This is a genomic window from Finegoldia magna ATCC 29328 (genome assembly GCF_000010185.1).
Taxonomy (GTDB): domain Bacteria; phylum Bacillota; class Clostridia; order Tissierellales; family Peptoniphilaceae; genus Finegoldia; species Finegoldia magna_H.
Genome location: NC_010376.1, coordinates 1,741,777 through 1,755,321 on the forward strand (window position 1 = coordinate 1,741,777; position 13,545 = coordinate 1,755,321).

Sequence of the window (13,545 nt, forward strand, 5' to 3'; positions counted from 1 at the left end):
TATTAAAGCATAAGGAGGTTAGACGATGTTAAAATCATATCCTGCTATTTTTCATAAAGAAGAAGATTCTTATTGGGTGGAATTTCCAGAATTTGGTGGTGGAACTGAAGGAGATAATATCGAAGAAGCAATGGTGAATGCTCATCAAATGTTGGAAAGCGTGTTGGCTACTTTCATTGATGAAGATCTTCCACTTCCTAAACCAAGTGATATTACAAAAATAAAAGTCGAAGATGGATTTACGTCAATGATTCAAGTTGATCCCACACCATTTATCAAAAACAACAAAACCATCAGAAAAAATGTTACAGTCCCTGAATGGTTGGTTAGACTTTGTGATCGTCAAAATATCAATTATTCCGAAGTTTTGACCACAGCTCTTGAAAAGAAAATCAACGCATAATTTTGTAAATATTTTTATTTCCCAAGCCACATTGTGTGGCTTTTTTTGTGTGTGATTTTCCCTGTGTTTCTGTTTAGATTTTTGTGCTTTTATGATAATATTAAAGGTAAAGAAATTTTTTAATGATGATGAGAGGTCAGTATGAGAAAATCTTGGAATGAATATTTTATGGATTTGGCATTGAATGTTGCGACACGAAGCACTTGTGACAGGGCATTTGTCGGTTGTGTGTTGGTGAATTCTGACAACAGGATTGTATCGACAGGTTACAATGGTGCTATTAGTGGCAATCCTCACTGCGACGAGGTTGGTCACACTTTGCGTGACGGACATTGTATTGCTACGATTCACGCAGAGATGAATGCTTTGTTGTATTGTGCGAAAGAAGGAATTGCTGTGAAGGGTTGTATTTGTTATGTGACTCATTTTCCTTGTTTGAACTGCACGAAATCTTTAATTCAAGCTGGAATTAGCAAGATTTATTATCACGAGGCTTATCGTGTAGATGATTATGCGATTGAATTGTTAGACCGAAATAATATTGAATATGTCCAAATTTAAAGAGGTGTAATATGGATAAAATAAAAAAACTTCTTGTGGCAAACCGTGGCGAAATTGCTATAAGAATTTTCAGAGCTTGTAGTGAGCTTGGAATAAGAAGCGTTGCGATTTACAGCGAAGAGGACAAGACTTCCCTTTTCAGAACAAAGGCTGACGAATCGTATTTGATAAAAGATGCGGCATCACCTTTGTCGAGTTATTTAGATATCGAAAAAATCATTGCGATTGCAAAATCCAAACACTGCGATGCGATTCATCCGGGTTATGGATTTTTGAGTGAAAATGCAGAATTTGCGAGACGTTGCAGGGAAAACGGAATTATTTTCGTGGGTCCTGACGAATCCGTTCTACATAGTTTAGGTGACAAGGTCCAATCGAAGTTAGTTGCCAAGAAAGCCGGCGTACAAACTATCGAGGGCGTGGAGACTCCTATCAGAAATAAAAATGAAGCATTGGAAATCGCAAACCAAATCGGCTATCCAGTTATGGTAAAAGCTTGTGCTGGTGGTGGCGGACGTGGAATGAGAATTGTCGAAAAAGAATCTGATTTGATGAGTTCTTTCGTCAGCGCGCAAAACGAATCCAAGAAGGCTTTCGGATCAGACGATATGTTTATCGAAAAATACATCCGCAACCCAAAACACATTGAGGTGCAAATCATAGCCGACAATCACGGAAATATTCTTCACTTATACGAGAGGGATTGTTCCATTCAAAGACGTCACCAAAAAGTTGTTGAATTTGCTCCTGCATTTTCGATTTCAGAAAAGACAAAAAACGAACTTCACAACGATGCCATCAAAATCTGCAAGGAAGTTGGCTACACAAACGCCGGTACTGTGGAATTTTTGGTGGACGAAGATGAAAACCACTATTTTATCGAAGTAAACCCAAGAGTTCAAGTAGAACACACAGTTAGTGAGCTTATCACTGGAATTGATATCGTTCAAACTCAAATTCTGATTGCAGACGGCAAAAGTTTTGATTCTGATGAGATAGGAATTTATTCACAAGACGATATCCACACAAATGGTTACGCAATCCAATGCCGTATTACGACAGAAGATCCTGCGAATAATTTCATGCCTGACACAGGTAAGATTGATTTGTATCGTACAAGTTCCGGATTCGGCGTGAGACTTGACGGTGGCAATGGATTCACAGGCTCAGTAATCACACCATATTACGATTCGCTTTTGGTTAAAATCACTGCCTTCTCCAGAACATTCAACGACACAATCAACAAAGCAATCCGTGCTTTGAGAGAAACGAAAATCAGCGGCGTGAAGACAAATATCGGCTTCATCATCAATGTTCTAAACACAGAAGAATTCCACAAGGGAACTTGTGACACGGGATTTATCTCCAAAAACCCTGAACTTTTCGACATCAAACCATCAACTGATAAAGAGCTTAAAGTGTTGAATTTCATCAGTGAACGCTCCATTAATAACGACAAAAAAGATTACAACATTCCACAAATACCAGAATTTACCAAGACAAATTCTACAGGAACCAAAGATATTTTCGAAGAAAAAGGCGCCAAGGGACTTAGCGATTGGATTTTGAACCAAGATAAACTTCTAATCACTGATACTACACTAAGAGATGCGCACCAATCATTGATGGCGACACGAATGAGAACAAGAGATATGCTTCCTATCGCAGAAGCTACCAATGAATTGATGAAGGACTTGTTCAGTTTGGAAATGTGGGGTGGCGCAACATTTGACGTAAGCTACAGATTTCTGAAGGAAGATCCTTGGATTAGACTACAAGAACTTCGCAAAAGAATTCCAAACATTTTATTCCAAATGTTACTTCGTGGAAACAACACCGTAGGATACAAAAATTACCCAGATAATGTCGTGGTTAAATTTGTACAAAAAGCCGCAGAAAACGGAATCGACGTGTTCAGAGTATTCGATTCGCTAAACTACATCGACGGAATGAGACTTGCGTGTGACAGCGTACTTGAACAAGGAAAAATCTTGGAAGCAACGCTTTGCTACACAGGTGACATTTTGGACGAAACAAGAGACAAATACTCACTAGAATATTACGTGAAAAAAGCAAAGGAACTAGAATCCATCGGCGCAAATATTATCGCAATCAAAGACATGAGCGCACTCTTAAAACCATACGCCGCAACGAAGCTAATTTCAGCATTGAAAAACGAAATTTCTGTTCCGATTCATTTGCACACACACGACACCACAGGAAACGGAGTCGCTACAATAATCAACGCTTGTGAATCTGGAGTTGACATAGTTGACACTTGCTTCAACTCAATGAGTTCACTCACAAGTCAACCTGCACTCAACTCAGTCGTAGCAGCTCTTGAAAACACTCCACGTCAAACGGGAATCAGCCTTTCGAACTGTGACAAAATCAGCAACTACTACAAAGACGTTCGCTCATACTACTCACAATTTGAGAGCGATTTGAAAAGTGGTACAACAGAAATTTATCGCTACGAAATTCCTGGAGGACAATATTCCAACCTCAAACCACAAGTAGAATCGTTCGGACTTGGAGAAAAATTCGACGAAGTAAAATTAATGTACAAAAAAGTCAACGACATGCTAGGTGACATCATCAAAGTTACACCATCATCCAAAATGGTCGGAGACATGGCTATATTCATGGTGGCAAATGGACTCACTCCAGAAAATATATACGAAAAAGGCAAAAACCTCGACTACCCAGACTCTGTAATATCATTTTTCAAAGGAATGATGGGACAACCTGAACGTGGATTCAACGAAAAATTACAAAAAATCGTACTAAAAGATGAAAAGCCAATCACAAAAAGAGCTGGACTTTACATCGACCCATTTGATTTTGAAAAAGACAAAAAAGATTTAGAAGACAAATACAAAATGGAATTCGACGAAAAAGACATCATCTCACACGCACTTTATCCAAAAGTATTCGAAGAATACATTGACTACAGAAAAACAAAAGGCAACTTCACTTACATGGACACTCCGACATTCTTCGAAGGAATAAACGAAAAAGAAACAGTCGAAGTTCCAATAGAAGAAGGCAAAATCCTCATCATCAAACTAATAGAAAAAGGAAGATTGGAAAAAGACGGCTACCGAAACTTCACTTATGAAGTCAACGGAAACAGACGTGAAGTAAAAGTGTTCGATGAATCTGCAAAAATCACTGAACGTGAAGAAGACAACCTATCAGTAGCAGATCCTAACAACGACAAAGAAATCGGAGCATCAATTCCAGGAAGAGTCGTAAAAGTTCTAGTCAAAGAAAACGACAAAGTATCAGTCAACGACCCATTAGTAGTAGTAGAAGCCATGAAAATGGAAACCAACATACTATCCAAATCAGAAGGAATTGTAAAATCAATCCTAATCAAAGAAAATGACACCATCGACACAGACCAACTTTTAATAGTTTTGGAATAAAAAAATGGATTGTAGAGTCAAATCTACAATCCTATTTTATTTTTGAAATAGTAAATGCTTTCTTTAAGTGGTTTATATTTTAATGTAGCAACTTCCTCGTCACTAATATACTTGTACACATCATCATATTCTTTCTTACTAATGTTCAACGACATGTTGTCTTTTTTCAAATTATATCCATATTCAAACCTATAATTTTCCAAATCTTTTAACACAACCCAATAAACATAATCGTCCGTTTTTGTGGATCTGAAAGCCCTCACACTTTTGATATCACTTCTTGGGATTTTCTGCATATCCATGTACTTATACATTCTGTCAAAACCAATGTATCTGTGCACAGGATATTTTATAATTAAATTGATACAAAATATAATCAGACCTGCCCATAAAACTAGTTTCAATATTTTTCTGAAGTTTGTTTTTGTTGTTTTTTGCATCTTTAAATCTCCTTCGTGTTTGTATTATAATTATACTATATTTTTGATGGAGGAATATCAAAGGACATTCAAAATTTTTTAAAAAAAGTATATACTATATATTAATAATTTAACGTTTGGAGGAAATTATGAAAATCAAATTATCTAAGTGTGGAAATTCTCATTTGTTGCAAATTCCAAGGTCGATTTTGGATGCTTTAAATTGGAAAGATGATGATATTTTGGATTTAAAAATTAAGGATAACAAACTAATAATCGAAATTTCGTCTGATGATGAAATGAATATTGAAGATTTGTTTGAAGATTTTAATGGGAAATATTCAAAAGAAGATATTGATTGGGGAAAAATGACAGGAAAAGAAGTATGGTAAGTTAACAATTTTAATAAATAAAATAATAGAAAAAAATCTTTTCATACCTTTGCCTCCTTTATATTTTATAGTATAATAATATCATAGAAAGGAGAATAAAACAATGAAAAAGAAAAAGTTTTCTATAGTCAAAATACTACTAATATGTCTTGTAGCTTTTGTAGCTATAAAATGGATTATAGCTGTTCCAGTTCAAAGACATTACGGGTACAAAAAATTGTACAGATATATGGATGCTCAGGGTATAAAAGAAGATAACATAAAAGAGATAAAAGCGATAAAAGATTATATGAAAGGAAACCAAGTATACAGAGTGCAGATAAAAGATCCTGCGGATTTTACTCTTATTTATATTTATGACGATTACTCAAATCGTGGTAAAATTAGATTAGATGCTATTGATTTTCAGTCAAAAGATGATTTTAAGAGTCTGAGCCCTGAAGAAATGCAAAAATTTAAATATCCTCCTCTAGATGATGATTGGGAGACTAAAGCAACAAGCCATAACTAACGTTATGGCTTATCCTTATTTCTTATCAAAAAATTTTTGTAATTCTTCTGATGTAGTCCCCACTTTGTCGTCGATGTTCATTCTATCGGTGATTTTTCCGTCTTTAACTCGAAACACTGCTGGGACTGTTTTGAGGTCGTTGTCAGTTCTGAATTTCTTCAAATCTTCTGGAGATTTTTTGATTCCAGCTACGCTATCTATGTAGTAGATTTCATATTTGGATACGAAAGGTTTGAATGTTTTTGAAAACTTTTGACAATCGGGGCAAGTTTTTCTTCCAAGATACACTGTGATTTCCTTGCCTGCACTCACTTCATCAAGTTCTGCTACTTTGATTTCCTTGACGCCTTTGATGTTTTGTTCGTACTCTTCGATTTTCTTTTGTTTGTCTTCTTCTGTGGTTACGTTTTTGGATTCAACTCCTGTGGCTTTTTTTGTAGGCTCATCTTGTTTTTGGTTGCAACTTGCAAATAATACCAACATAAAGCTCACGCAAACGATTAATTTAAATTTGTTTTTCATATATTCCCTCCTGTTTTTATTTTATTTTATAATATTTAATGGTAATAATCAATCTGTATAAATTTAGACGGAAAAACCACCAACTACTGTTGGTGGCCGTTGTTTTAGTAATTCAATTTTTGTTGTTTCTTGCGTTGTTTTAAGATATTTCTACTGGATATTATTGCGCTAATACCCACCAATACTAATGACAATAACCATCCGTAAAGGCAGAAATTCACAAGCATTGAATCGTTGGAGCTAAATCCGTCGTGTAAAAGAGTAATCGTGAAGTTCATACACATCATTGCAAATGCCAAAGCTGTTAGAAATACTGTTGTCATTATGTGTAAAATACCATTGTCTTTACGTTTTAATGATAAATACAAGCCTAAAATGCTTATGATTAGAAATACCGCTGTAACTACTGCATAATTTCTCGTTATTTCATAAATTTCTTGTGCTACCATTTCTTGTGCTGGCATAATATCCCTCCATTTATCTTATTTGTTATATTTATAATATCATGTTTCTATATTTATTACAATTAATTATTATTTATCAATTATGTTGTTATATTGTTATAAGTAAATAAAAAAATATCAGAGATTATCTTTGATAGAAACTCTGATATTTTTTATTATACAATCAGCTTAATACAAATTATCGTTGTGTTTTTTTCTTCTTATACATTGATTTTCTTAATCTCAATATCACATAGCTTGCAAATATAATCGTATAGATTATAACTCCAGAGAGGTGTGCTTTCCAATCATTTGAATAAAGCACCATTACATGCACATAAATTCCAATGAAAAATGGATACGCCATTCTTTGAAGTTTCTTCCAATTTTTGGCATTCATTTTTCTTCGAACTGATTTGAACGATGTAACAAAAAGTGGAATCAGCATCAACAATAAAAATATTGTTATTATTGATGCGATTAGTTCTCTTTGTGGCAAGGATGAAGGATTTGTGAAAAGCACTGGAAAATAATGTATTCCAAATATTATGTTGTGACTAATAACCAACAAACTTCCTATTATAGACATTTCTCCACGAATGCTCATCATTTTTTTCGTAAAATCATTGTGTTTTGTAACTGTTCCTACGAACATTACTATCATAAATGTGGCTGTTGCAAATATTCCTCTGGAGAATATTTTCATAAAATATTCGTTGAACCAAGTTGGCAAGTATCTGTCGTAACCCATGTTATAATAACACACAACTAGTCCCGTCCATGCGTACATTCCCAAATAATATGCTACTGGGTGTTTTTTTATTGACTTTGCTGTTAAGCTATAAAAAATTATCGTGAAAAGTATTCCTATTATTAAAGTCATCTAATCTCCTCCTTCAAGTTTTCCAAATTCTTTTGTTTTTCATCTTGCTTTTTTGTGTCGATATTCGAATCAGTTTTTCCGTTAGTTTTTCCATTAGTTTTTTCGACTGATTTGAGTTCAACTCGGTTTGATTGATCACTATTTGGAGTTTTTGTTGTAGTTTTTTCGTTTTTTGGTTGAGATTTTTCCGACTTTTTGTCAATAGTATTTTTGTCTGGTTGTTTTTCAGAATTTTCCTTCTTTGGATTTTCCTTTTCTAGATTTTTCTTTTCAGGATTTTTCTTTTCTAGATTTTTCTTTTCAGGATTTTTCTTTTCAGGATTTTCTTTTTCTTGCTTTTTGTCATCCACGACTGGTTTTACGATTTTGACAAATACGAATGATTTTGTTATCTGATTTGTAGATTTCACTCTGAATATAAGAATAACTTTTTGTTGTGTTTCACTTTTCTTCGTATAATCTGGTTCTTTTTCAATCGTTACTTCTACCGATCCATCTTCTGGTATGTTGGAGAATTTCTTTTTGAAATCTTCTATTGTAGGTCTTGTTCCGTTGACTATTATTGGTTGCACTCCATTTCTTTGTGGTGTGAATTTTTCTCCATTATCCCCATCTTCGTCATCTGATATTCCGTCATGGTCTTTGTCGCGGTACACCCAGTATGTCAATGTTCTCACTAATATTTTGCCGTCTTTCTCTGCTTTTAATTTTAGTGTGATTGTTTTGAAACCACTGTTATCATTAGGCCAATCTTGTGGACTTACTTGTGGTGTTCCTGTTATTGTCGTTCCGTCAAATGATAATCCTTGTGGCAAGCCTTCTATTTCTGGCAATATTTTTGCACCTTGTAAAAGACTTTTCACTGTCGCTGGTCTGATTGGTTTTCCTTCGATCCATTTTTGTCCGTTAGAATCCATCAAGCTTGTGTCGATTACTGTTTGGTTTACTTCTATTTCTTTTTTAACAGCTTTCCTTACTATTACCATTAAATAAGCTTCTCCTACTTTATTTGAATATTTTGATTTGAATTGTAGGACTACTCTTTGTGGAGCTTCGCTTACTTTGCTGAAATCTGGTTCTTTTTTAACACTTACTTCTACTGAACCGTCTTTTGGTATATTTGAGAATTTTGCTTTGTAATCTTCTAGGCTTGGGGCTTTACCTTCTACTATTATTGGTTGTCTATTTGAGAATGTAGCTGTGAATTTTTCTCCGTTATCCGTATCTTCGTCATCGGATATTCCATCTCTATCTTTATCTCTGTACAACCAATATTCGATTGTTCTTACTAAAATTTTATCGCCTTTTTGTGCTTTGAATTTTAGTTTGAATGTTTTAAAACCACTTCCATCTGCTGGCCATCCTTCGTCACTTCTTTCTGGAGTGCCTGTTATGGTTTTTCCGTCAAATGATAATCCTTGAGGCAAGCCTTCTATTTCTGGCAATATTTTTGCATCATCTAAAAGACTTGTTACTGTGGCTGGTCTTATCGCTTGACCTTCTATCCATTTTTGTCCACTTGATTCCATTAAGCTTGTGTCGATTACATTTTTGTCTACTTCTATTTCTTGTTTTCCTTGTGGTTTTTCATTTTCAGCGGCTTTTTTGACTACTACCATTACAAAAGCTTCTCCTACATCTTTTGCATTTTTTGCTTTGAATTGTAGGACTACTTTTTGTGGAACTTCGCTTACTTTGCTATAGTCTGGTTGATTTTTAAAGCTTACTTCTACTGAACCGTCTTTTGGTATGTTTGAGAATCTTGATTTGTATTCTTCTAGGCTTGGAGCTTTACCATTAACTATTATCGGTTTTCCATTAGCTCTTCGTGGTGTGAATTTCTCGCCGTGATCTTTTTCTTCATCATCGGATATTCCATCTCTGTCTTTATCTCTGTACAACCAATATTCGATTGTTCTTACTAAAATTTTATCGCCTTTTTCTGCTTTGAATTTTAGTTTGAATGTTTTGAATCCTCTGTTATCTTCAGGCCAACCTTCTGAGCTTACTTGTGGCGTTCCTGATATGGTCTTTCCGTCAAATGATAATCCTCTTGGCAATCCTTCTATTTCTGGCAATATATTTGCACCCTTTAAAAGACTTGTTACTGTGGCCGGTCTTATCTCTTGACCTTCTATCCATTTTTGTCCACTTGATTCCATCAAACTTGTGTCGATTTCTTTTGGACCTACTTCTATTTCTTCTTTTCCTCGTGGTTTTTCTTTTTCTTTATGTTCATTTTCTTTTTCTTTGTCTTCAACACGTTTCTTGTCCGATTCATTTCCCGATAATTTGAATGTTACGAATATTACACTTGGAAGATTTGGATTATCTTTCGCTACTAGATGATATTTTGCTTGACCGTTGTCGAATGCAGTGTTTGTTGTTGTATATTCATATCTTTTGTTGTTTTTAGATACTGCACGAATTCTCACTTTCGCAAATTCAAATGATTTTGGTGCATCAATTATTTGTCTGTCTGAAATGTTGTTTGTGTTTTCAGAATCTTTTGATGCGTTTTCCAATCTGTACCAATTGATTCCGTCAGCACTGTATTCCAATCCTACGATGTAATCCTTGCTGTAATTTCCGATTAGAATTCTGAACTCATCGTATGACAATGATTTTTTATGAACAACTCTTGCTTTGATTAAGTTCGTATCGGAATATTTTGACAAATCCTTACTAATCATGTTGCCCTTGTCATCTGTAATTGAAATTCCTTTTGATTGGAAATCTTTCCAGCTAACTTTTTCTGCTGAACCGTCTTTTTTAGTCACAATAATCTCCATTTCAGAGAAATCTGCTGCATCGTTTTTGTTCACTTTAATTGTTTTGTTTTTAGGTGATATGATGGCGATTTCTTTGACATCTGAATTATTCTTGTAATCATTTGACGATTTTTCTGTCGCTTCTCTTGTGGATTGTGCAATTCCACTTGCGCTTACGGTAGCACCTGATATACTATCGAACATTTCTTTTGAGTTGTATTTGTCTGACATGTACGCTTTTACGGCTCTTGAAAGTAGCGTCAAATCAGATTCTGTTTTAATGTTATTTCCAGAAAGTCCATTTAAAAGCACGCCATATTTTTTGCCAAATAATTGTTCTACTTTTGATTTCGGATCTCTGCTGTTTCTAATTTGTTCGAAATACTCACGGTATAATCCCATTTTTGCAAGATTTAATCGTCCTTGTTTTCCTTTTAAGAACGCCAAAACTTTTTCAGCTTTTTTCCTAAATGGACCCATATCATCTCCGTATTCCGATTCTTTTCCTACTTTGATGTCGATTATTTCGCCATTTTTAACTTTGATGTAGGTCTTGGTTTTCCTTGTGTTAATGTAACCAACGCCCCATCCAGTATACTCTCCATCTCTCAGTGGATTGTCGTTGTAGTATTTTTTCAAAGCTTCGTCAATTTTTGGTGTGCCATTTTTGTCCGTATCTTTGTCATTGTTATCTGGATTTTCTTTTTCCGGATTTTTCTTATCTGGATTTTCTTTTTCTGGTTTATTTTCTGGTTTTTGATCAGATTCGTTTGGCGAGGATTTTGCTTTGGACAATGCGTTATTGACTGCATTTATAATTCCTCTGCTTGAATATGTCGCTGTGGATACTGTGTCTACTGTTTTTCCAGGTTTTCCAAGAATTCTTGAAATTACCGCCATTGCTTTTGCAAAATACGGTGCGTCATCACTGTGAGATACTATTTCTACACCCGAGATTAATCCGTTTGTTATTGTAACTCTAACTGTAATTGGACCACTGAATCCTTGTGCAATTCCAGTGAACTGACCGTCTTTTATTTTTGCATCATTTATTTTACCAGAGCTATTAGGCTTAGAATTATCTTCCGGATTATTTTGTGGTTTTTTGTTGTTTTCTTTTCCTTCTTCTTTGTTGTTTTGTCTTGGATTTTCTGGTTTATTTTCATTCGATATATTTGGCGCAACCCCCGCTTTGGACAATGCGTTGTTGACTGCATTTATAATTCCTCTGCTTGAGTATGTCGCTGTGGATACTGTGTCCACTGTTTTTCCAGGTTTTCCAAGAATTCGTGAAACTACAGCCATTGCTCTTGCAAAATATGGTCCATCATCACTGTGAGATAATATTTCTACATTTGTAATCGATCCGTTGGATACTGTAACTCTAACTGTTATTGGACCATTAAATCCTTGTGCAATTCCAGTGAACTGACCGTCTTTTAGTTTTGCGTCATTTATTCTACCAGAGCTATTTGTATTAGAATTATTTCCCGGATTATTTTGTGGGTTTTGGTTGTTTTGTCCTGGATTTTCTGCCTTTTTTCCCTTGGATATATTAGGTGCTGCCCCTGCTTTGGATAATGCGTTGTTGACTGCATTTATAATTCCTCTGCTTGAGTATGTCGCTTGTGATACTGTGTCCACTGTTTTTCCAGGTTTTCCAAGAATTCGTGAAACTACAGCCATTGCTCTTGCAAAATATGGTGCATCATCACTGTGAGATAATATTTCTACATTTGTAATCGATCCATTCGATATTGTAACTCTAACTGTGATTGGACCATTAAATCCTTGTGCAACTCCTGTGAATTGACCGTCTTTTAGTTTTGCGTTATTTATTTTGCCGCTACTATTTGTGTTATTATTTCCCGGTTTATTTTGTGGCTTTTTGTTGTTTTGTCTTGGATTTTCTGCCTTTTTTCCCTTGGATGCATTTGGCAAGACTCCTGCTTTGGACAATGCGTTGTTGACTGCATTTATAATTCCTCTGCTTGAGTATGTCGCTTGTGATACTGTGTCCACTGCTTTTCCAGGTTTTCCAAGAATTTTCGAAATTACACGAGAAGCTCTTTGGAAATATGGATTATCATCGTGATGAGATAATATTTCTATTTTCGCAATGGATCCTTCTTTTACTGTAACTCTTACTTTGATTGGCCCGTTGAAACCTTGTGCAGCTCCGATATACTGACCATCTTTTATTTGTTTGCTTCCTACGGAAATTTTTCCGACAAGATTTCTGATGCTTTTCTTGCCTGATTTTGCGTTTGGATTTACTTTTGAAATCTTCGCTTTTTCTTTGGAACCTGCTTGTGCCAATGCTTTGGATACTGCTTGTTTGATTGCGTTTGAAGATATTGTCGCTCCTGCAACAGAATCCACATTCACACTTCCTGTGCTTAAAATTCTGTCGATCACAGAAGATGCTCTGTTAAAATACGACGGCGTTTCGTTATTTGAAATCACATCAATATTTGTCAATTTGCCGTTTTTTACAGTGACTCTTACCGCTAATCTTCCACCATAACCATTGGAACTTGCTTCGTACACTCCATCTTTTAGTCCTTTTGTGGCTACATTTGGTGTGCTATGTTTTTGAGTTTTTTCTGCTAGTTTTGGTGTTTCTTTTTTTGAACCAGCTTTATGTAGCGCATCTCTTACAGCGTTTTTGATCGCTTCAGATGAAATCGTCGCCCCTGAAATAGAGTCCACATCGGTATTACCTTTTTCCAAAATTTGTGCGATAATTACAGATGCTTTTTCGTAATATTCAGGTGTTTCATTGTTAGTTACGACATTAATTGCCGACAACTCTCCGTCTTTTATTTTAATTTTGACCTTGAAATCACCGCCGTATCCCTGGCTATTTCCCTCGTATTCGCCGTCCTTTAATCCCTCTACATTACTACCAGATGCTATTTGTGTTTTGTTGTTTGTAGCGTAATTTATCTTGTGTTTTTTATTATAAGAAATAATAGAAAACGCCATCGCAACTGTTACTAATGTAGCAAGAGTAAAGGATAACCATTTCTTTAGTTTTTCTCTTTCCATATTTTTCCTTTCTATAAGAAATTTTTGCGCATGATATCATCATAAAACTTTTTCAAATCTCATGGATGGTTTTGATTATCAGTATCGCTTTTTTTATTATAGAAAATTTTCTAAAAAAACACAACACTTTTTCTAAATAAATTTAATGTTGAATTATT

At 35.0% G+C, this 13,545-nt stretch carries 10 protein-coding genes; 5 read left to right on the plus strand and 5 right to left on the minus strand.

Annotated elements, in window-relative coordinates; translation table 11 throughout:
• Positions 1–25: 25 nt before the first annotated feature.
• The 3 genes from FMG_RS08225 to FMG_RS08235 all read left to right on the plus strand — a co-directional run bounded on the left by FMG_RS08225 (position 26) and on the right by FMG_RS08235 (position 4,395).
• Complete coding sequence (locus FMG_RS08225; protein ID WP_012291195.1) at positions 26–403, plus strand: type II toxin-antitoxin system HicB family antitoxin; 378 nt, start codon at positions 26–28, stop codon at positions 401–403.
• A 141-nt stretch (positions 404–544) separates the two neighbouring features.
• Positions 545–964, plus strand: a complete 420-nt coding sequence (locus tag FMG_RS08230; protein ID WP_012291196.1) for a deoxycytidylate deaminase — start codon at positions 545–547, stop codon at positions 962–964.
• An 11-nt stretch (positions 965–975) separates the two neighbouring features.
• Positions 976–4,395, plus strand: coding sequence for a pyruvate carboxylase (locus FMG_RS08235; RefSeq protein WP_012291197.1), 3,420 nt, complete (start codon positions 976–978; stop codon positions 4,393–4,395).
• A 23-nt stretch (positions 4,396–4,418) separates the two neighbouring features.
• On the opposite strand, the gene FMG_RS08240 is transcribed toward FMG_RS08235, so the two are convergent.
• Positions 4,419–4,835: a DUF3139 domain-containing protein gene (locus FMG_RS08240; protein WP_012291198.1), complete on the minus strand. Its 417-nt coding sequence runs from the start codon at positions 4,833–4,835 to the stop codon at positions 4,419–4,421.
• A gap of 128 nt (positions 4,836–4,963) precedes the next feature.
• On the opposite strand from FMG_RS08240, the gene FMG_RS08245 reads away from it, so the two are divergent.
• Both FMG_RS08245 and FMG_RS08250 read left to right on the plus strand, forming a co-directional pair.
• Positions 4,964–5,206 carry an AbrB/MazE/SpoVT family DNA-binding domain-containing protein gene (locus tag FMG_RS08245; RefSeq protein WP_012291199.1) on the plus strand — a complete coding sequence of 81 codons (243 nt, stop codon included), beginning with the start codon at positions 4,964–4,966 and terminating at the stop codon, positions 5,204–5,206.
• 103 nt (positions 5,207–5,309) lie between these two features.
• The gene (locus tag FMG_RS08250; protein ID WP_012291200.1) at positions 5,310–5,717 is read left to right on the plus strand and encodes a DUF3139 domain-containing protein; all 408 of its coding nucleotides are present in this window, start codon (positions 5,310–5,312) and stop codon (positions 5,715–5,717) included.
• A 15-nt stretch (positions 5,718–5,732) separates the two neighbouring features.
• Here FMG_RS08250 and FMG_RS08255 read toward each other — a convergent pair whose 3' ends face one another.
• The 4 genes from FMG_RS08255 to FMG_RS08270 form a co-directional block, all read right to left on the minus strand.
• Positions 5,733–6,239 carry a DUF6568 family protein gene (locus FMG_RS08255; protein WP_012291201.1) on the minus strand — a complete coding sequence of 169 codons (507 nt, stop codon included), beginning with the start codon at positions 6,237–6,239 and terminating at the stop codon, positions 5,733–5,735.
• A gap of 104 nt (positions 6,240–6,343) precedes the next feature.
• A complete protein-coding gene (locus FMG_RS08260; protein WP_012291202.1) occupies positions 6,344–6,703 on the minus strand; it encodes a hypothetical protein in 360 nt (119 codons plus the stop codon).
• Between the two features lie 178 nt (positions 6,704–6,881).
• Entirely contained in the window at positions 6,882–7,565 is a 684-nt protein-coding gene (locus tag FMG_RS08265) for a ferric reductase-like transmembrane domain-containing protein (RefSeq protein ID WP_012291203.1), read from the minus strand.
• Positions 7,562–13,387, minus strand: a complete 5,826-nt coding sequence (locus FMG_RS08270; protein WP_012291204.1) for an FMN-binding protein — start codon at positions 13,385–13,387, stop codon at positions 7,562–7,564. Before FMG_RS08270 ends, FMG_RS08265 begins: the two co-directional genes overlap by 4 nt.
• Between the last annotated feature and the right edge of the window lie 158 nt (positions 13,388–13,545).

Coding starts and splice junctions, on each gene's coding strand:
- FMG_RS08230 (WP_012291196.1), top strand. CDS start 545: ATGAGAAAATCTTGGAATGAATATTTTATGGATTTGGCATTGAATGTT.
- FMG_RS08270 (WP_012291204.1), bottom strand. CDS start 13,387: ATGGAAAGAGAAAAACTAAAGAAATGGTTATCCTTTACTCTTGCTACA.
- FMG_RS08245 (WP_012291199.1), top strand. CDS start 4,964: ATGAAAATCAAATTATCTAAGTGTGGAAATTCTCATTTGTTGCAAATT.
- FMG_RS08265 (WP_012291203.1), bottom strand. CDS start 7,565: ATGACTTTAATAATAGGAATACTTTTCACGATAATTTTTTATAGCTTA.
- FMG_RS08225 (WP_012291195.1), top strand. CDS start 26: ATGTTAAAATCATATCCTGCTATTTTTCATAAAGAAGAAGATTCTTAT.
- FMG_RS08235 (WP_012291197.1), top strand. CDS start 976: ATGGATAAAATAAAAAAACTTCTTGTGGCAAACCGTGGCGAAATTGCT.
- FMG_RS08260 (WP_012291202.1), bottom strand. CDS start 6,703: ATGCCAGCACAAGAAATGGTAGCACAAGAAATTTATGAAATAACGAGA.
- FMG_RS08250 (WP_012291200.1), top strand. CDS start 5,310: ATGAAAAAGAAAAAGTTTTCTATAGTCAAAATACTACTAATATGTCTT.
- FMG_RS08240 (WP_012291198.1), bottom strand. CDS start 4,835: ATGCAAAAAACAACAAAAACAAACTTCAGAAAAATATTGAAACTAGTT.
- FMG_RS08255 (WP_012291201.1), bottom strand. CDS start 6,239: ATGAAAAACAAATTTAAATTAATCGTTTGCGTGAGCTTTATGTTGGTA.